The organism is Atlantibacter sp. MEI4A-1023 (assembly GCF_056155425.1).
The window spans coordinates 2,374,235-2,393,665 of record NZ_CM149568.1; the positions used below are offsets into that span (position 1 = coordinate 2,374,235).

Here is a 19,431-nt window from a genome sequence, read left to right on the forward strand (position 1 = left end):
TATCTCCGTCGACGCCGTTACAATCCATGCGTCACAGTGTTGTTAACAGCGTGATGAATAAACAATCTGTATGATTTACAGTGTAAAAATTGGCGAGGGGCAGGGACTATTGTGGTAAACCACATACCCGGCGGGTTGTTGATCTAACGCAACCCGACGCGGTGGGAGACAGTGTGAAAAGGGCGTTATTACTGATGTTTTGCCTCGGTTTCGGCTCGCCAGCCGTGGCCGGGGAATCGACTATCGGCGTGCTGGCAATGCGCGGTGACGCCGCGACCCTGCGGCACTGGCAGCCGCTGGCGGATTCTCTGAACCAGCAGGTGCCGGGTGAGCGTTTTCGTATTCAGCCGCTCGATCTCAGCCAGATGCGTGAGGCGGTGAATCAAAAATCTATCCAGTTTGTGGTCACTAATCCGGCGCAGTTTGTCCAGCTTAACAGCCATTACCATTTGCGCTGGCTGGCGTCGCTGCGTACCCGGGACGGCAATAACATTATCGGCAGCGTTATCCTGGTGAATCGTGAAAGTAAATTGCAGGATTTCCAGGATCTGACAAATAAAACTGTTGGCGCTATCGATCCTCTGGCCTTTGGCGGTTATCTCACGGGTTATAAGGCGTTAGCCGATCGCGGCATCCAGCCAGAGAAGGATCTCCGGCTGCGTTTTACTGGCTTTCCGGGCGATGCGCTGCTCTATCTGCTGCGCGAAAAGGCGATACAGGCGGCGATTGTGCCGGTGTGCTTGCTGGAGCAAATGGACGCCGAAGGGTTAATCGACAAAAGCGCGTTTCGCCCACTGTTGGTGAACCCGGTTGCCGCGCCGTGCGTCACCAGTACACCGCTGTATCCAAACTGGTCGTTTGCCGCGTTGCCGGACGTCGATAACGCGCTGGCGGATAGCGTGGCCAGAGCGTTGTTAAACAACCAGCAGCCGCCATTTTTATGGGGCGCGCCGGTCTCCACCAGCGATGTTGAGAGCCTGCTGCGGGCGGTGAACCAGCACCCGGAACAGCGGCGGCTGTGGCAGGACGTGCGTAGTTGGCTAATGCAAAACCAGTTTGCGGTCGGGGTGTCGATACTGGCCCTGCTGCTGCTGACGGTGAATCATATCTGGATCGCTCTGCTGGTGCGCCGACGCGGGCGACAGTTGGCAAAAGCCAGCGAAACGCTGCGCCAGCAGGAGAAAGCGCTGGAGAATGCCCGTCAGCTCAGCGTGTTGGGGGAGATGGCGTCGGGTTTTGCTCATGAACTCAATCAGCCGCTGTCGGCCATTCGTCACTACTCCCAGGGCTGCCTGGTGCGCTTGCGTAAAACCGATGCGCACCATTTTCTGATCCCGGCGCTGGAGCATATTGATGCCCAGGCGCAGCGCAGCGGCGATACGCTGCGTAATTTGCGGCACTGGGTGCAGCCGCCGTCGGCCTTTGATGCCGATGAACGCGAGTCTGTTACGGTTCCGGTCAGAGAGACGGCCCAGCGCGTCGCGGATCTGCTCCGGCTCGGGCAGCATTATCCAACGCTAACGCTGTTTAACCCGTTACCGGGATCGTTCACCCTGACGCTGCCACCGATGGTGCTGGATCAACTGCTCGCTAACCTTATCCTTAACGCTGCCCAGGCAGGAGCCAGCGCCGTCTGGCTGATGGAGCAGGATGGCGCGATAGTGGTGCAGGATAACGCCGGCGGGATAGAGGACGAGCAACTGTTCCACGCGTTTCGGCCCTTCAACACCACCAAGCCCGACGGTATGGGGCTGGGGCTGGCGATCTGCCAGCGGCTGATCCGCGATGCTTACGGCGAAATCACGCTGGATAATCATCCCGCGCCGGACGGGAAAACCGGGTTGCGGGTGGTGCTGCAATTTTCAATTCATGAATCTAAGGATGCCTGATGTCAGTTGTTCATCTGGTCGATGATGATGTCGCCGTGACCGAAGCCTGTCAGTTTTTACTGGAGGGGTTGGGTTATACCGTTCAAAGCTGGAACGAGAGCCTGCCGTTTTTGGCGCAGGCCGCGCTGCATGAAGAAGGGGTCGCGCTGCTCGATTTGCGGATGCCGCATCTGGACGGTCACGGGCTGTACGGGGAATTAATAAAGCGCCGCAGTACCCTGGCGGTGATTTTTCTCACCGGTCATGGGGATCTGCCGGTCGCGGTGGAGCAAATGAAGCGTGGCGCGGTGGATTTCCTGCAAAAGCCGGTATCCGCCGAAGCACTGGTCGCCGCGATTGAACGGGCTCAGGCGGTGTCCGCAATGGCCTTTGAACGCCGTTGTATCCGCCAGCGCTATGAAAGCCTGACGCCGAAAGAGCGGGAAATCGCCCAGTTTATCGTGCAGGGCCTGATGAACCGTGAAATCGCCGGGCGGCTCAACGTGGCGTTGCGAACGGTGGAAGTACATCGCGCCAGGGTGATGGAAAAGATGGCGGCGGTGAATATCGCCGAGCTGGTGGGGAAGATGCGGGCAATGGATTAACAGGCCCGGGCGGGCCTGAAAAATTTACCCCAGTTGCGCCTTAAACCGCGCCAGCTCCGCGTCCGGCATGCCTGCCTCGCGCGCCGCCTGGCAAATGGCGTTCCAGCTACTTTCATCCAGCGGGATCCCCTGGGCAAGGCGCGTTTCACGGTTATGCATTTCCCATTCACCCGGCACCTGAACGGGCTGCGCCGGATCGTGCGGCGACTGTTTTACCCACTCCACAAAGGCATCGGTTTGCTGCTGCATATCCGGAGCGTCGAACAGTTCCGGATTGAGGATTATCGTGGTCATGCAATTGAAGATGGCGTCCACGCTCGTCTGTAGCGTTTCCTGATGGGTGGTTTTGCCACCGGATAACGCGCCGCCGAGAATTTCGCACATCGCCGCCAGCGCGTACCCTTTGTGCTGGGCGAAGGTGAGTAATGAGCCTAATGGCGCGACATGCATAACCGCCGGATCGTTGGTCGGCAGGCCGTTTTCATCAATCAAACAGCCCGCCGCCACTGGCTCGCCTTTATGCCAGGCGACGCGGGTTTTGCCAAAGGCAATGGCGCTGGTGGCGTAATCCAGCAGCAGGGGCGGCGCGTCTTTGCGCGGAAACACCACGCACAGCGGATTGGTGCCGAAACGGCTGTCTTTGCCGCCAAACGGCGCCACCATCGGGTCGCCCACCACATTCACAAAGTGAATGGAGATAAACCCGGCGGCGGCGCATTTTTCTGCCCAGTAGCCAATGCGGCCAAGGTGGTGTGAGTTATGCAGCGCCACGGCGGCGAGGCCAAACTGACGCGCCTTTTCGATTCCCAACTGGATAGCTTCATGCGCCGCCACCTGACCAAACGCGGCATTGCCTTCCAGCGTGACGACTGCACCCGCGTCTTTGACCACGCTGGTATGTTGATTGAGCTGCAAATGTCCCTGCGCCAGCGAGCGGATATAGCTGGGGATCATCCCCACGCCGTGGGAATCGTGGCCCGCCAGGTTAGCGGAAACCAGATGATCGGCGACCAGCCGCGCTTCTTCCGGCTCACTGCCCGCATAGCCCAGCAGCGCCTCGACAAACGCCTGAAGCTTTACTGCCTGAAAACGTAACCCTGTCTGCATTTATTGTTCTCCGTTATAGGTTGTGTGCGTTTTCATGCTGCGCTTTGCGGGAAGTGAGGTCAAGCCGCCGCTATTTGCCTCTGTTTTCAAGCCACTGGAAAATCAACATCCCTGCAATCATCGCCGCCACGAATACCATCCCTTTCGTCATCCCCGCGCCCAGCAGCACCAGGCCAGGCCCAGGGCAGATCCCCGCCAGACCCCAGCCGAGGCCGAACAGCACTGAGCCGCCAATCAGGCGCTTATCAATTTGCCGGGAGTTCGGCAGATGCATTTCCGTCGCGCAGACGGGACGCGTGCGCTTCTTCGCCATCCGAAAAGCAAAGAAGCCGACGCCGATTGCGCCGCCCATGACAAACGCCAGTGACGGGTCCCAGAGCCGGGTGATATCCAGAAAACTCAACACCTTCGCCGGGTTCGCCATGCCGCTGACGATCAGCCCAATCCCGAAAATCAGTCCGGCCAGTAATGAAACGATAATATTCATGCTGTTCTCCTTAACGCCACAAGCCGGTCAACCAGACGGTGACAAATGCCACGCCCATAAAGGTGGCGGTTGCCGCCAGTGAACGGCGCGATAGCCGCGACAATCCGCAGACGCCATGCCCGCTGGTGCAGCCGGATGCGTACCGGGTGCCGATGCCGACCAGCAGACCGGCGACAATCAGCAGCCACCACGGGGTAACCAGGGCGATATCCGGGAGTGGCATTACCCGGCGATATAGCCACGGCGAGAGTACAATCCCGCCCAGAAACGCCAGCCGCCAGGCTTTATCCGGGGTTTTCAGGTTCAACACACCGCCAAGAATGCCGCTGATCCCGGCGATGCGACCGCAAAACACAATCAATACCCACGCCGCGCCGCCGATCAGCAATCCGCCGATAAAACTGTCCAGCGGCGTAAAGTTCGCCATATCAATGTTCACGTTTATCTCCTTATCAGGGCTGGCAGGATTTAAGAATAATCCTGCCGCCAGTGCTGACTATGCTTAATGTTCAAAAACTTCCATAACAATTGCGGTAAGCGCCCATTGTTACCCGTTTATTTTTTAAGACTGGAGGCCTGGTATGAGCAACCAAGGCAATAACGAACAACAACCGCATTCTGACGAAGACCACCACCATTTTAACCTGACACGGCGCGATCTTTTAAAAGTTGGTGCGGCGACGGCGGCAACCGCGGCAGTGCCTTCTGGCGTGGCGCTGGCCAGCGAGCCGACGGTCACGCCGCCACCGGAAATCATCCCGGTACGTTTTACAGTAAATGGCGAGGTCCGTGAACTCAACGTGGACACCCGTACCACCTTGCTGGACGCGCTGCGCGAAAACCTGCATCTCACCGGCACCAAGAAGGGCTGCGACCACGGTCAGTGCGGGGCATGTACGGTGATTGTCGACGGGCGGCGTATTAACGCCTGCCTGACACTGGCGGTGATGCACCAGGATGCTGACATCACCACGATTGAAGGGCTCGGCACGCCGGATAATTTGCACCCGATGCAGGCGGCGTTCGTTAAACATGATGGCTACCAGTGCGGTTACTGTACGCCGGGGCAAATTTGCTCGTCGGTGGCAATGCTGGATGAGATCAAAGCGGGTATCCCGAGCCACGTTACCCTCGATCTGGTTTCGCCGCCGTCAATGGACGCCGATGAAATCCGTGAACGGATGAGCGGCAACATCTGCCGCTGCGGTGCCTATTCCAACATCCTTGCCGCGATTGAGGATGTCGCCGGAGGGCAGAAACCATGAGGGCGTTTACCTATCAACGCGTGAATACGCCTGCCGAAGCGGCATCCAGCGCCCGGGGTCACGCCGGAGCAAAATTTATTGCCGGTGGCACCAATTTGCTCGACCTGATGAAGCTGGAAATTGAAACCCCGACGCATCTTATCGACGTTAACGGTCTGGGTTTGGACAAAATCGACGCGACAACGGAAGGGGGGTTACGCATCGGCGCGCTGGTGCGCAATACCGACCTGGCGGCAGATGAGCGGGTGCGGCGGGATTATGCCGTGCTGTCTCGCGCGCTGCTGGCTGGCGCGTCCGGGCAGTTACGCAACCGGGCGACCACGGCGGGCAATTTGCTGCAACGCACCCGCTGCCCGTATTTCTACGATACCAATCAGCCCTGCAACAAGCGTTTACCCGGCAGCGGGTGCGCCGCGCTGGAAGGCTTTAGCCGCCAGCATGCGGTGGTGGGTGTGAGTGAAGCCTGCATTGCCACCCATCCCAGCGATATGGCCGTGGCGATGCGTTTACTGGATGCTGTGGTCGAAACGGTGAAACCGGATGGCAGTGAACGCAAAATCCCGCTGGCGGATTTTTATCGCGCGCCGGGTAAAACCCCGCATCTGGAAACCGTGCTGACCGCCGTGGAGTTGATTACCGCCGTCACGCTTCCGCCGCCGCTCGGTGGGACGCATATCTACCGCAAAGTGCGCGATCGCGCTTCTTATGCGTTTGCGCTGGTTTCTGTGGCGGCGGTGGTACAGCCAGATGGCACCGGGCGCGTGGCGTTAGGCGGCGTGGCGCATAAACCCTGGCGAATGGAAGAGGCCGATGCGCAACTGACTCACGGCGCGCAGGCGGTTTACGACAAGTTGTTCGCCAGCGCGCAACCTACTCCAGAAAACGAATACAAGCTGATCCTGGCGAAGCGCACGCTCGCCTCAGTGCTGACGGAAGCGAGGGCATAAGCTGATGAAATTTGAAAATCCGGCTCAGGATAACCCAGTCGACCAGCTTAAGGTGGTGGGGCGTCCCCATGACCGTATCGACGGCCCGCTCAAAACCACCGGCACCGCGCATTATGCCTATGAATGGCATGATGAAGCGCCAAATGCAGCGTATGGCTATGTGGTGGGTTCCGCTATCGCCAAAGGGCGTATTACCTCGATGGATGTACAGGCTGCTAAAAATGCGCCGGGCGTGTTGGCTGTGATCACCGCTGAGAACGCCGGAAAACTGGGCAAAGGCGAAAAGAATGCCGCCACGCTGCTGGGTGGCCCGAAAATTGAGCATTATCACCAGGCCATTGCCGTGGTGGTCGCAGAGACGTTTGAACAGGCGCGGGCGGCGGCTGAACGGGTGCAGGTTGCGTATCAGCGCGAGCGCGGTGCTTACGATCTGGCAGAGGAAAAGCCCACTGTCACCACGCCGCCGGAAGACACCCCCGATAAAAAAGTGGGCGATTTCAACAGCGCGTTTGCTTCCGCCGCCGTTAAGCTGGAGGCGACCTATAGCACGCCGGATCAGAGCCATATGGCGATGGAGCCTCATGCCTCAATGGCGGCCTGGGAAGGCGACAAGCTGACGCTCTGGACCTCGAACCAGATGATCCACTGGTGCCAGACCGATCTGGCAAAGACCCTGAATATCCCGGAAGAAAACGTTCACGTTCGTTCGCCGTATATCGGCGGCGGCTTCGGCGGCAAACTGTTTTTGCGTAGCGATGCCTTGCTGGCGGCGCTTGGCGCTCGGGCTATTAAACGGCCTGTTAAGGTGATGCTGAGCCGACCGCTGATCCCGAACAACACGACCCATCGTCCGGCGACTATCCAGCGCGTGCGCATAGGAGCGGAGAAAGATGGGCATATTACCGCGATTGCCCATGAAAGCTGGAACGGTAACGTGCCGGGCGGCCCGACGGAAACCGCGACTAACCAGACCGAGTTTCTTTATGCCGGAGCCAATCGCCTCACCGGCCTGCGGCTGGCGAAACTCGATTTACCGGAGGGTAACGCCATGCGCGCCCCAGGCGAAGCGCCGGGGATGATGGTGCTGGAAATCGCCATCGATGAGATGGCAGAAAAACTGGGTATCGACCCGGTTGAATTTCGCATACTTAACGATACCCAGGTTGACCCCGCCGATCCGAAACGTCCGTTCTCGCAGCGCCAGTTAGTGGAGTGCCTGCGGCGTGGCGCAGAGCATTTCGGCTGGAGCCAGCGTAACCCTAAACCCGCCCAGGTGCGTGAAGGCCGCTGGCTGGTAGGAATGGGGATGGCGGCGGGCTTTCGTAACAATCTGGTGATGACATCCGGGGCGCGGGTGCATCTGGACCCGCAAGGCGTGGTGACAGTGGAAACCGATATGACCGATATCGGCACCGGCAGCTATACCATCATCGCCCAGACCGCCGCGGAGATGATGGGCGTACCGCTGGAAAAGGTGGTGGTTAAACTCGGCGACTCCACATTCCCGGTTTCCGCCGGGTCCGGCGGGCAGTGGGGTGCAAACAGCTCGACGGCGGGTGTCTATGCGGCCTGCGTGAAATTGCGCGAGGCGATTGCATCTATGCTGGGCTTCAATCCCGATACGGCGGTATTTGCTGACGGGCAGATCCGCGAGGGGGATCGCAGTGTCGCGCTCACCGACGCCGGTGCGCTGAGTGCGGAAGACAGTATCGAGTTCGGCGATCTGGATAAGCAATACCAGCAATCCACCTTCGCCGGGCATTTCATTGAAGTCGCTGTGGACACGGCAACGGGAGAAGTGCGCGTGCGCCGTATGCTGGCGGTCTGCGCAGCGGGCCGTATTCTCAACCCGAAAACGGCGCGCAGTCAGGTCATTGGCGCGATGACGATGGGGCTTGGCGCGGCGCTGATGGAAGCGTTAGCCATCGACACCCGGCTGGGTTATTTCGTTAACCACGATATGGCGGCCTATGAAGTGCCTGTTCATGCCGATATCCCGCGCCAGGAAGTGATCTTCCTTGACGAAACCGATCCGATTTCATCGCCGATGAAGGCTAAAGGAGTGGGCGAGCTGGGGATCTGTGGCGTCAGCGCGGCTATCGCCAATGCGATTTATAACGCCACGGGCGCACGGGTGCGTGATTATCCCATCACGCTGGATAAGCTGCTGAACGGATTACCCGAGCTGACTTAAGGAGAGTGAACCGTGTTGCAACACGCGACGTTTATTGAACCTGGCCTGCTCAACCCTGAGCAGGCGTTTTTAACCGATGACAGCCAGACCATTTTGCGCTTCGCCGCCGATGCCCTGGCGGCGGGCATGGCGGCGGCGCTGGTGACGCTGGTGGAAATCCGCGGGGGTGCGGCTCGCCCGCTGGGCGCGCAGATGGCGGTGCGCGAGGACGGTTTGTATTGCGGCTTTGTGTCTGGTGGCTGTGTGGAGTCTGCGGTGGCCTATGAGGCAATGGAGGCGATGCTCTCAGGTCATGACCGCACGGTGATGTATGGTGAGGGTTCACCGTATTTCGATATCGTGCTGCCCTGCGGCGGTGGAATTACGCTGACCGTTCATAATTTACGCGCCGTGCAGCCGTTGCTGGCGGTACTTAACAGGCTTGAGCAGCGTAAGGCAGCGGGGCTGCGCTATAGCCCGGGCTCGCAAACGCTGGTCAGTACCCATGACGGGCAAACCGGCTGGGCCGGCGGGAATTTTGTGGTGAACTATCGGCCCTGTGCCCGGGTTATTGTTTATGGTCATTCTCTTGAGGCGCACGTCACCGCTAATGTCGCAAAGGCCGCAGGGTTTGATGTGCTTACCCGCGACAGCGTGGATCCAAAAACCGCCTTACTGCTGATTGATGACGATACGGCGGTGCTGCTGCTGTATCACGATCTGCACCGGGAACTGCCGCTACTCCAGTGCGCGCTGGCGGCGCAGCCGTTTTATATCGGTGCGCTGGGTAGCAGCCGCACTCACGAGAAACGGGGGGCGGCCCTGGCTGAGGCGGGCTGGAGCCCTGAAGATATCGCGCGCATCAAAGCGCCTGTCGGCATTTTCCCCAAAGCCCGCGATGCCCATTCGCTGGCGCTGTCGGTACTGGCCGATATTGCCGCCGCGCGCCATGCCAGGCTGTCGGCGCGATGACTGGGCCGGTGGTGATTGTGCTGGCCGCCGGAAAAGGGCAGCGGTTCCGCGATTCCGGCGGCGCCGTTCACAAGCTGGATGCACCGCTGCATGGGAACACGGTGTTAGGGCATGTACTGGAAGCTGTTGCTGCGTCGGGTCTGGCGTGGCATCTCGTCAGGCCAGAAGGCGGAACCGCCGGTATGGGGGAGTCTATTGCGATGGGCGTAAGGGCGACGGCAGATGCCGCGGGTTGGCTGATTCTGCCGGGCGATTTACCGCTTATTCAGCCGGATTCCCTGCGGCGCGTGGCACGTGCGCTTTCGCAAAAGCCAGTGGTCGTGCCGTATTTTCACTTGCAGCATGGTCATCCGGTGGGGTTCAGACGTGATTATTTTAGTGCGCTAAGCCTGCTCCACGGTGATAAAGGGGCGAGCGTTATCGTCCAGGCTGCACGCAAGCGAGACGATATCCTGCAACTCTTCCTTAATGATCCAGGAATTGTGCAGGATGTCGATACGGTTGGGGATTTGCACACTATAAGGGTGAAAACTTTCTTAGTATGACGCTTTTGGTCACCTCACCGGCATACGGTATTCAATCATGCCGCTTTTCTTTGCAATCCAGTCATACAACCGCTGCCCGCGCAGGTTGGTCTCATGGGTATGCCAGTAAAGATGCGCTGAGTGGCGCTTGCGGGCCTGCTGCTGTACGTACTCAATAAGCTGCTTGCCAATCTGTTTACCGCGCATCTCCTCGCTGACGAATAAATCCTCCAGGTAGCAGTAATCCGTATCTGCCCAGGTTGAACGATGGAACAGATAATGAACCAGCCCGACGATTTTGCCGTCGTATTTCGCCACTGCGCAGAATATCGGTTCAATCGGATTCAGAAAGCGATTCCAGGTCAGGTGGGTAACATTTTCGGGGATATCGACGCGGTAAAACACCTGATAATTTTTCCATAGCGGCAACCAGTCGGCGTAATCCTGCTCCGCGACCGGTTCGATTGTGACGCGGGAAATGTGTGGGTTATTCATAGTCATCCTTTTTTCATTGGCTTTGATAACGGGAAGGGTAAAGGTTATTGTGGTCCTGGATAAGTGACACTTTATTTATTTTTATCAGATCCACTTTTTGCCTGTGAGTATCGCCATGAAAAAGAATGTCGCTCCGGTGTTTCAGGAGTTATTGCTGGAAAAAGGCGTAATTAAAGACCAGGTTTATCACGCGCTGCGTAATGCCATTCTTGATGGCCGGCTTGCAGGCGGCTCGAAGATACCCTCGAGCCGTGCAATGGCCGAAATGATGGCGATTTCCCGCAACTCGGTGATTGCCGGATTCGAGCGGCTGATGGATGAAGGTTATCTGGAGACCCGCAAAGGGGCAGGGACGTTTGTTACGCACACGATCCCGGACCGGCTCACTGGCGCTCATTACCCGCACCTGTTCCAGGAAAATATCCCTGTCGGAACCCACATTACAGAAGGCGCTGGCGGCATGGAGCGGCTCTTTGCTGTGGGAGTAGGGTGTACCGATCTTTTCCCGCACGACGTATGGGGACGGTTGCTTGGCCGCGTGTGGCGGCAATCCCGACGGGAACTGGATTTACACACCAGCCCGTACGGCTATCGGCCCCTGCGACGGGCAATCACACGCTATATTCAGGCTACGCGCGGGGTTAACTGTCACGAAGAACAGGTGATTATCACTAACGGTATTCAGCAGGCGCTGGATATTACCGCACGAAGCCTGTTGTCTGGCGGAGATAACGTCTGGCTGGATGATCCTGGCTATAATGGCGCACGTGGGGTTTTCGCCGCTGTCGGCGCGACGGCATGCCCGGTCAGGGTCGACAGCGATGGAATGGATATTAACGATGGCATAACGCATTATCCTGACGCGAAACTGGTTTATACCGCGCCGTCGCATCAGTTTCCGTTAAGCGGGACGCTAAGTTTGCCACGGCGGCTGGCGCTGCTGGAATGGGCGCATTCGCATCAGGCGTGGATATTCGAGGATGACTACAATAGCGAATTCCGTTACGCCGCCCGCTCATTGCAGGCTTTACAGGGCCTGGATAACCATCACCGGGTGATATACGCCGGCACCTTTTCCAAAATGATGTATCCGTCCTTTCGGGTGGGGTTTATGGTGGTTCCCTTACCGTTACGGGAGCGGTTTATCGCCACCCGCTATTACGCCGATCTGTGCAACGGCTATCTTGAACAGGCTGTACTGGCCCGTTTTATCGAAGAAGGGCATTACGCCACCCACGTCCGCCGGATACGTAAAGCCTGTTTCGAACGTAAATCCGCGCTGGTGGCCGCAATTGAAGACTATTTCCCACAGCGAATGGCGGTACACCCAACGGATTCCGGAGTTCATCTGGTGTGTTGGTTAAACGGCGGGTTGAAGGCGGAGGTGTTTCAGGATAGCGCCCGCCAGCTGGGTATGGGGATTCAGACGTTTGAACGCTACTGCCAGCGGCCGATGTCACGGGAAGGGATATTGCTGGGGTTTGCTAACCATCCGCCAGAGATCTTAAGAGAGGGAATTCGCCGTCTGGCAGAGGCCATTTAACGCGTTATCCCTGGATGGAAATCGATAATCAATGCCTTTAGTTACAACATACAATTTGGCGAAAATAAACACAACACACGTAAACACCGTGCCTTACTGGTCAATCAGAACAAAAAAGGGGAAATGAGCCGGTTTATGTCGGCTCATTCGATTTGGTAAAATCAGCGGCTACTCCAGCGGTGTTTCAGGTATTCAACGGCCTGGCGCGTCTGAGGTTGTTCCAGATAACCTTCGCGAAACAGAATAGTGCCGTGGATATTGGGCTGCGATTCATTCATATCGAGCTGTTTTTTCAGTTCTGGCACGCCGCCTTGCACCGTCCAGTCAGGTTCATTCTTTGACGGTTCACCCACTTTATACAGCGCCACGCCAATATACAGACGGGTGTTGGTCGGTTTAACCACATCTGCCCACCATTTTGCCAGCACGCCATAGCGAGCCGCGTCACGCGCGAAAGGCCAGTAAATCTGCGGAGCGATATAATCCAGCCAGCCTTTTTGCACCCAGAGGCGGGTATCAGCGAACGACTCATCATAGGCAGCCGCGCCACGGGTATCGGAACCGGCGGGATCGTGTGAACGGTTACGCCATACGCCCGCAGGGCTGACCCCAAACTCGACGTTCGGGTTCAGTTGCTTAACGGTACGGGAAACTTGCTCGATCAACTGTGAAGTGTTATGCCGCCGCCAGTCCGCTTTCGAGGCAAAGGCCTGACCGTACTGGCGCCATGTCGGGTTATCGTTCAGCGCTGAACCGGGTGTTTCGGTATAGAAATAATCATCGAACTGCACGCCATCTACGGGATAGCGCGCAACCACTTCCGCCACGATACTGGTGATCCAGTCGCGAACTTCCGGAATGCCGGGGTCAAGCACAAAGCGATCGCCTGAGGTGCGTATCCAGTCGCGATGCAGCACAAAAATGCTGGCGGGATTTAAGGGAAGGGTGCGGTTAAGTTCGTTGACTGTCGAACTGCGGGTATTGGTCGACACCCTATACGGGTTGAACCAGGCGTGCACTTTCATCCCGCGCTTATGTGCCTCATCAAGAATAAATAATAGTGGATCGTAACCCGGATCTTTACCGATCTCACCGGTCAGCATATCCGACCAGGGCAGAATTTTTGATGGCCACAGCGCGGTGCCGTCAGGTTTAACCTGGAAGAACACCGTGTTGACGCCCATGTTTTTCAGGTTATCCAGTTTGTCGGTTAGCGCTTGTTTTTGTTGGCGAATACGCACATCAGGGCTCAGATTGACCGAATTCACCGGTGGCCAGTCGAGACGGGAAACGGTCGCCAGCCAGACGCCGCGCATCGGCTGCTGGTTTTGCCCTGGCTTATCTGGCAGCGGCTGTTTTGCCACTGGCGGCAACGGCGTGACCAGGGATTTTGGCGGTTCTGAGGAACAACTGGCGAGAAACAGCGCGGCGACAATGATTTTTATGCTCGCGAAACGAGGAAAGCAACGAGTATTGATGATGAGACACTCCCTTTATTCTAATCGTCATTTACGTGGCTTCAGTCTGTACGGAACCAGCCAGGCGACTAAGTATATACCTGACTTTCACGCAGCGGCAGCTTATCGCTTATCGCTTATTGTTGGAATTTAACTTATGGCTTTGATGTTCTCATCCAGCTGCACCTGGATATAGCGAAGCGTATTACGGGTCATCGCTATTCAGCATCATGGCTCCTTTTCTTAATTCGTTGACGGCTAAGGCTTTCTTCATAGCGGCGAAGATCGTCCAGGCTTTCCAGCTTCGGTTTAAACAGCGCTTCAAGTTCCTGGCTGCGGCCTAATACCATTGCCACTCTGACCAGACTCTCGAAGCCGATGTTTTTGCCGGATTCCAGATTGGACACCGTATTAACGCCAATGCCTGCTCTGGCAGCCACATCCGCCTGGGTCATTTGTAGAGTGATGCGTTCCTGCCGCAAGCGTTCGCAAATCAGGGCGCTAATTTCGCTGGGTTTTTTGAGATATAAATCCATCATAATGGGTGTTAAGTGCCTTTTAAGTGGATAACACACATTATAATAGATTTATAATCCTGAGGCAGAAATATAAATGGTGTTGATGAACCACCTGAATGAAAAATTTACCAGAGGGTTTACTGAAAATTCTCCTGGCGGGTCTGCGGGAGTGTACTACGTTCAGTAAAGTGACTTTTACGGGGAGGGCCAATGAAACCATTATCGCTTTTATTCTTGTCGAGCCTGGCTTTAGCGGGCTGCGGCGCGAACAATACGCCTTCAAACACGCCTGTTCCCGGTGAAAAAACTTCCTCCGGAATGAGCACGCTGGAAACTGGCGCTCAGCTTATCCAGTCCCGTCCGCCCATTGATGCAATCAGCGCCTATCTTGACGGTTTCCATTTTTATAGCGGTGATAAAAATGGTCAGATGGAAGCACATCACTATGTCACGGTGCTGAATGAAGACGTAATGCAGGCGGTGATTTACGACGGCAATACGAAGGATGCCCGGCTGATGGGCGTTGAGTACATCATTAGCGAGCGTTTGTTTAACACATTGCCGCCGGAAGAAAAAAAGCTGTGGCACAGCCATCAGTATGAAGTGAAATCCGGCAGTCTGATTGCCCCGGGTTTACCTGCGGTGGCTGACAAGGCGTTAATGAGCAAAATTGTAAATACCTACGGCAAGACCTGGCACACCTGGCATACCGACCGCGATAAAACGCTTCCGCTGGGCATTCCGGCGCTAATGATGGGCTTTACCGGGGAAGGGCAGTTGGATCCCAAACTGCTGGCAGACAGAGATCGACGCTTTAACGTGAGCACCCAGTCCATCAAACAAGAACGTGAGGATATTGTGGCGCATCCGGTTGCTAAAGGAGCCAACGCCTGGCAGCTCGGTGAAGTGATCCAGCTTAAGCGGGTAGAGGGCTCGGGCGAACATGGCCACGGAGACACGACCCATTTCGGAACATCGGAGCAAACCACAGACGCCAGAGATTAACCGGGAGAGCGATTATGAAAGTTCATCATCTTAACTGCGGATGTATGTGCCCGGTCGGTGGCGCGTTATTTGATGGTTTCAGTAAAGGTATTCATGCACACCTGGTGTGCCATTGTCTGCTGATTGAAACTGACCGTGACGGCCTGGTCCTGGTGGATACGGGTTTCGGTCGTGACGATGTTCGCCAGCCAGAAAAACGTTTGTCGGGTTTTTTTCGCATGTTGAACAACATTCAACGACGCGAAGCGCTGATTGCACGGTCGCGTATTGAGGCGCTGGGATTTCGCGCAGCAGATGTCCGGCACATCATCCTGACGCATCTTGATTTTGACCATGCGGGTGGGCTTACTGATTTCCCTCATGCGCAAATACACCTGCTGCAAACGGAAATCGATACCGCACAGCAACGGCACAGTTGGCTGGCTCGCGAGCGTTACCGTCCTGGGCAGTGGAGCGGCACATCAGGTTGGATGGGTTACCAACCGCAGGGGGAAAACTGGTACGGCTTCGAGGCCGTTAAATCGCTACAGGGTTTGCCGCCGGAAATACTGCTGGTTCCGCTGACGGGACACACGACGGGCCATGCAGGCATTGCGATTAGTCAATCGCACGGGTGGTTGTTACATGGCGGGGATGCCTGGTTTTATCGGGGTGAAATGGATCTGCAAAAACCACATTGCACGCCGGGCCTGCGTTTTTATCAATGGATGATGGCGATGGATAACAGAGCCAGACATCGTACTCAACAACAGCTTCGGGACGTGTTTGCTCGCCACCAACAAGAGATCACGTTCTTTTGCAGCCACGATGCCCAGGAATTAAGGGGATTTGCGGCAGATGACGACCTTCAGCGTTCTGGCATGAAGTAATGCGATCGGGACCAAATCAGGGAGCAGGGAACGCGTTAGGGTCATTAAGGGAGTAAGGCTACGAAACGGCAGATGCAATTTAACATAATATACATTATGCGCACCAATAGAGAATCCCATGAAATCTGTCGTTTCTTGATGATGATGTGTCTGGTCAATCAACGCACCGGCCAGTTACTACCTCATCTTTCTGGGCAGCCAAACCGTATGACTCAAGCTCTCGGTATCTCAATCATCATTTCCACAATCTTAAGGCCATTGCTATCCAGTAACGCGCAATACTCTTTTAACGCCAGTCGCTCATGGATCAACGGCTCGCCTTCAAACTCTCCCATTGCGATACCGTTGTTCATCCCGCTGGTAAACATCAGCGCGCTTCCTTTATGGCTGTGCTTCGTAAAGAACACGCCGCTCGCAGTAATAAACTTATCCAGCAAGCGTCGTTCAAACATTACCTTTCTCTCAATACGGTTTCGCGCTAAACGCCACCGCCAAACAAAAAGTTTGCCACCAAACAAAAAGTAAGTTTTTACGTGATCGCGATCGCTTTTTGCTCACGTTACGGTTGTTTAACACCCACCCTTGTCGCTATACATTACAAAAAGTTTTGTTAGCTAACTAAATTTTAGGTTGATATGGAAAACATCACAGAGAATCTCGACTTCATCATCCCCATGATGGAAGGCATCGCCGGGCAATTTGGCGAAAACTGCGAAGTGGTTCTTCACGATCACGCTCAGGGACTGGAAAGCAGCATCATCGCGATCATTAACGGTCACGTGACCGGGCGTAAAAAAGGCGACCCCAGCAGCAACCTCGGGCTGGAAGTGCTGCGCGGCACAGACGTGAATGGCGATCGCCATAACTATTTCACCCAAACCCGCGACGGCAAAACCCTGCGCTCGACGTCGGTTTACTTTCGCAACAGCAGTAACAAAGTGATAGGCGCGCTGTGTATCAACCTCGATATCAGCGATATTTTGCAGGCCGAGAAAATGCTCAACAAAATGGCCGGCCGCCCCGATAGCGCACCTGCCCGTCAGGAAGAAGTGAATGAAGTGTTCGTGAAAGACGTTAACGAACTACTGGATTATCTGATTGCTGAATGCACGACGTTAATTAGCGTTCCGGTGAACAATATGACCCGCCAGGACAAACTCGACGCCATTAAGTTTTTTGACGACAAAGGGGTGTTTCTGATTAAAAAATCCGGTGAAAAGATTTGTGAGTTTCTGAATATCTCTAAATACACCCTCTACGCCTATCTGGGCGAGATTAGAGGCGATGCCCCGCCCGGCGAGGGCGAAAACTCAGGAGGCTAAATGTACACCACACCTTATGTCGCGCTGGACATGGATATCATGGAAAAGAATATCAAAACCATGGTGTCCGGGCTGGCCCGCAATAATATTCAGCACTGGCCGCATATCAAGACCCATAAATCGGTGCGGCTGGCAAAGCTGGAACAGCAGCTTGGCGCCAGCGGTATTACCTGCGCCAAGTTATCCGAAGCGGAAGTAATGGCAAAAGGCGGGATCACCTCGATTCTGCTGGCCTATCCGCTGATCGGTGAGGATAAATGCCAGCGCTTCGCCGATCTGGCGCGGCAGATCAACATCCGCACCATAATCGATAGCCTTACCGGTGCCGAAGGGCTTTCAAAGGCAGCGGTGAAAAACGACCTGCAATTTAATGTCGATATCGCCATCGATTTCGGCGCGCATCGCGAAGGCATCCAGCCGGAACAACTGTTAGATTTCGCGAATCAGGTTGCTGCCCTGCCCGGCTTGCAAATTAAAGGCGTCTTTACCTACGCGGGCACGATTTATCAGTACCACCAGGAGGTGGATATTCGCAAAGCGGCGCGTGCAGAGGCGGCACTGTTGATTAACAGCCGGGACTTATTAAATGCTAACGGCTTTAATATTGAAATATTGTCCGGCGGCTCCACGCTCTCATCCTTTTACGCCGATGAATTAAACGGCATTAGCGAATCACGCGCCGGTAATTTTATTTTTGGCGACATGAATGCCATCAACGGCGGTATTTATACTCCGCAAGATTGCGCCCTGACGATTTGCGCTACCGTGGTCAGTATTCCCCTGCCCGGCTATGCGACTATTGATGCCGGGACTAAATCTCTGACCTCAGATTTATCCAGCGTAGCCGGATCTTATGGGCATATTCAGGAATACCCGGATATGCAACTGGTGAAACTGAATGAAGAGCACGGTTATTTACGCTACGACCCGGAAAAAATCACGCTGAATATCGGCCAGCAGATCCATATTATTCCTAACCACTGCTGTGTGGTGGCCAATCTGGTGGATGAAATTTACGCCTTCCGCAACGGCGAATACTGCGAAACGATCGCTATCGACGCGCGTGGAAAAAGTTATTAAAACCTGAACTGGGTATTTTTATGACAATGAAGCCATTAACTGCTGATGAACGGCAGGAGCTTGTTACGCTCCTTTGCAGCCTGATCCAGCACCCGTCGGAAAATCCGCCGGGAAATGAAAACGCCGTCGCGCATTTTATTGCCGATGTATTAAATAAAGAAGGCATTGACACCGTACTTCAGGACGTGGTGCCGGGTAGACCGAACGTGATTGCGCGTATCAAAGGGCAGCAGCCCGGCAAACGGGTGATCCTCAATGGTCATACCGATGTGGTGCCGTGCGGCGAAGGCTGGTCGGTAGAGCCTTTTGCTGCGGTGATTGAGGGCGATCGGATTATCGGGCGCGGCGCAGCGGATATGAAATCCGGCGTGGCGGCGATGATGTTTGCCGCGATCCTTATTCAGCGCCATCGTTACGCATTCAATGGGGAATTGACCCTGCTGTTTAACGTGGATGAAGAGCGCGTCAATCTGGGAATGGAGCACTTCCTGGCGCAGGGCGTCGAGGCGGATTACGCCATCATTGGCGAGCCGACATCCCTTGAGATTTGCATCGCCCATAAAGGCGTCAGCCGTACCCGCCTGACCACGTTCGGCACCGCCGGGCATGCCGCCAAAGTCCGCGAGCCAGATAGCGCCATCGATAAAATGGCCCGTCTGCTACCGGAACTGGTGCAGGAGTGCCAGCGGGTTAAACAGAAGCAGCACAGCCTGCTGGGCAACGCCTCGATGCTGGTCACCACCATCAACGGCGGCAGCGCGCCGAACATCGTCCCGGCGTCGTGCTTCATTGAAATCGACCGCAGGGTGTTGCCTGGCGAAACGCGTCACGACATTAACAGCAGCCTGAGTGACGCGCTGGCAGGGGTTGGTTTGCAGACGGACCAGGATTATTCGCTGGAAAACTATCTGTTTATCCCCGCGTCGGCGATTGATGAAAACCATCCGCTGGTTGAACAGGCGTGCGAGACCGTTCATCACGTTACTGGCCACGCTAAGAAAACGATTTTCGAGGCTACCTGCGAAGCGCCCTTCTTCTCGGTTGGGCAGCATATTCCGACCATTATTATGGGACCGGGCGATCTGGCCCAGGCGCACGTTAAGGATGAATTCGTGCGTATTGAGGAATTACACCAGGCCGCAGAAATTTATTTATCACTGACGCTCGATTTACTGAAATAAACCAACAGGGAAA

At 55.7% G+C, this 19,431-nt stretch carries 20 protein-coding genes; 13 read left to right on the forward strand and 7 right to left on the reverse strand.

The features are described 5' to 3' along the window. The first annotated feature begins 194 nt into the window (after positions 1-194). The gene (gene ttrS, locus ACVV26_RS11435; protein ID WP_474801819.1) at positions 195-1,889 is read left to right on the forward strand and encodes a tetrathionate respiration histidine kinase TtrS; all 1,695 of its coding nucleotides are present in this window, start codon (positions 195-197) and stop codon (positions 1,887-1,889) included. Beyond that, positions 1,889-2,473, forward strand: a complete 585-nt coding sequence (ttrR, locus tag ACVV26_RS11440; protein WP_474797090.1) for a tetrathionate respiration response regulator TtrR — start codon at positions 1,889-1,891, stop codon at positions 2,471-2,473. Before ttrS ends, ttrR begins: the two co-directional genes overlap by 1 nt. A 24-nt stretch (positions 2,474-2,497) precedes the next feature. Here ttrR and ACVV26_RS11445 read toward each other — a convergent pair whose 3' ends face one another. From ACVV26_RS11445 to ACVV26_RS11455, 3 genes are all read right to left on the reverse strand, one after another. Further along, complete coding sequence (locus ACVV26_RS11445; protein ID WP_474797091.1) at positions 2,498-3,580, reverse strand: malate/lactate/ureidoglycolate dehydrogenase; 1,083 nt, start codon at positions 3,578-3,580, stop codon at positions 2,498-2,500. 70 nt (positions 3,581-3,650) lie between these two features. After that, a complete protein-coding gene (locus ACVV26_RS11450; protein ID WP_474797092.1) occupies positions 3,651-4,067 on the reverse strand; it encodes a DUF6691 family protein in 417 nt (138 codons plus the stop codon). Positions 4,068-4,077: 10 nt separating this feature from the next. Further along, positions 4,078-4,506 carry a YeeE/YedE family protein gene (locus tag ACVV26_RS11455; protein WP_474797094.1) on the reverse strand — a complete coding sequence of 143 codons (429 nt, stop codon included), beginning with the start codon at positions 4,504-4,506 and terminating at the stop codon, positions 4,078-4,080. Positions 4,507-4,648: 142 nt separating this feature from the next. Here ACVV26_RS11455 and paoA point away from each other — a divergent pair, with 142 nt between their 5' ends. Genes paoA through ACVV26_RS11480 form a run of 5 tightly spaced genes read left to right on the forward strand, consistent with a single transcriptional unit; the run spans position 4,649 to position 9,969 of the window. Then, positions 4,649-5,332: an aldehyde dehydrogenase iron-sulfur subunit PaoA gene (gene paoA / locus ACVV26_RS11460; RefSeq protein WP_474797095.1), complete on the forward strand. Its 684-nt coding sequence runs from the start codon at positions 4,649-4,651 to the stop codon at positions 5,330-5,332. After that, the gene (locus ACVV26_RS11465; protein WP_474797096.1) at positions 5,329-6,279 is read left to right on the forward strand and encodes an FAD binding domain-containing protein; all 951 of its coding nucleotides are present in this window, start codon (positions 5,329-5,331) and stop codon (positions 6,277-6,279) included. The genes paoA and ACVV26_RS11465 overlap by 4 nt, the downstream gene beginning before the upstream one ends. A 4-nt stretch (positions 6,280-6,283) precedes the next feature. Continuing rightward, a complete protein-coding gene (paoC, locus tag ACVV26_RS11470) occupies positions 6,284-8,473 on the forward strand; it encodes an aldehyde oxidoreductase molybdenum-binding subunit PaoC (RefSeq protein ID WP_474797097.1) in 2,190 nt (729 codons plus the stop codon). 12 nt (positions 8,474-8,485) lie between these two features. Further along, a complete protein-coding gene (locus ACVV26_RS11475) occupies positions 8,486-9,424 on the forward strand; it encodes an XdhC family protein (protein WP_474797098.1) in 939 nt (312 codons plus the stop codon). After that, entirely contained in the window at positions 9,421-9,969 is a 549-nt protein-coding gene (locus tag ACVV26_RS11480; protein WP_474797099.1) for a nucleotidyltransferase family protein, read from the forward strand. The genes ACVV26_RS11475 and ACVV26_RS11480 overlap by 4 nt, the downstream gene beginning before the upstream one ends. A 9-nt stretch (positions 9,970-9,978) precedes the next feature. Here the strand turns inward: ACVV26_RS11480 and ACVV26_RS11485 are convergent, their stop codons facing one another. Further along, positions 9,979-10,443 (reverse strand): GNAT family N-acetyltransferase, encoded by a 465-nt coding sequence (locus tag ACVV26_RS11485; protein ID WP_474797100.1) that lies wholly within the window; start codon positions 10,441-10,443, stop codon positions 9,979-9,981. A 115-nt stretch (positions 10,444-10,558) separates the two neighbouring features. Between ACVV26_RS11485 and pdxR the strand changes: the two genes are divergently transcribed. Further along, positions 10,559-11,986, forward strand: coding sequence for a MocR-like pyridoxine biosynthesis transcription factor PdxR (pdxR, locus tag ACVV26_RS11490; protein WP_474797101.1), 1,428 nt, complete (start codon positions 10,559-10,561; stop codon positions 11,984-11,986). 161 nt (positions 11,987-12,147) lie between these two features. On the opposite strand, the gene ACVV26_RS11495 is transcribed toward pdxR, so the two are convergent. Together ACVV26_RS11495 and ACVV26_RS11500 are read right to left on the reverse strand one after the other, a co-directional pair. Then, positions 12,148-13,467: a glycoside hydrolase family 10-like protein gene (locus ACVV26_RS11495; RefSeq protein ID WP_474801820.1), complete on the reverse strand. Its 1,320-nt coding sequence runs from the start codon at positions 13,465-13,467 to the stop codon at positions 12,148-12,150. A gap of 194 nt (positions 13,468-13,661) precedes the next feature. Continuing rightward, positions 13,662-13,982 (reverse strand): helix-turn-helix domain-containing protein, encoded by a 321-nt coding sequence (locus tag ACVV26_RS11500; protein WP_474797102.1) that lies wholly within the window; start codon positions 13,980-13,982, stop codon positions 13,662-13,664. A gap of 189 nt (positions 13,983-14,171) precedes the next feature. Between ACVV26_RS11500 and ACVV26_RS11505 the strand changes: the two genes are divergently transcribed. Beyond that, a complete protein-coding gene (locus tag ACVV26_RS11505; protein ID WP_474797103.1) occupies positions 14,172-14,966 on the forward strand; it encodes an OBAP family protein in 795 nt (264 codons plus the stop codon). A gap of 14 nt (positions 14,967-14,980) precedes the next feature. Continuing rightward, positions 14,981-15,835, forward strand: coding sequence for an MBL fold metallo-hydrolase (locus ACVV26_RS11510; protein ID WP_474797104.1), 855 nt, complete (start codon positions 14,981-14,983; stop codon positions 15,833-15,835). A 212-nt stretch (positions 15,836-16,047) separates the two neighbouring features. On the opposite strand, the gene ACVV26_RS11515 is transcribed toward ACVV26_RS11510, so the two are convergent. Next, positions 16,048-16,287, reverse strand: coding sequence for a hypothetical protein (locus tag ACVV26_RS11515; RefSeq protein WP_474797105.1), 240 nt, complete (start codon positions 16,285-16,287; stop codon positions 16,048-16,050). Between the two features lie 183 nt (positions 16,288-16,470). Here ACVV26_RS11515 and ACVV26_RS11520 point away from each other — a divergent pair, with 183 nt between their 5' ends. From ACVV26_RS11520 to ACVV26_RS11530, 3 genes are read left to right on the forward strand one after another with little or no spacing between them, the layout of a single operon-like run. After that, a complete protein-coding gene (locus tag ACVV26_RS11520) occupies positions 16,471-17,157 on the forward strand; it encodes a helix-turn-helix transcriptional regulator (RefSeq protein ID WP_312979592.1) in 687 nt (228 codons plus the stop codon). Next, positions 17,158-18,237 carry an alanine racemase gene (locus ACVV26_RS11525; RefSeq protein WP_474797107.1) on the forward strand — a complete coding sequence of 360 codons (1,080 nt, stop codon included), beginning with the start codon at positions 17,158-17,160 and terminating at the stop codon, positions 18,235-18,237. A 20-nt stretch (positions 18,238-18,257) separates the two neighbouring features. Then, complete coding sequence (locus ACVV26_RS11530) at positions 18,258-19,418, forward strand: M20 family metallopeptidase (RefSeq protein ID WP_474797108.1); 1,161 nt, start codon at positions 18,258-18,260, stop codon at positions 19,416-19,418. Positions 19,419-19,431: the final 13 nt, after the last annotated feature.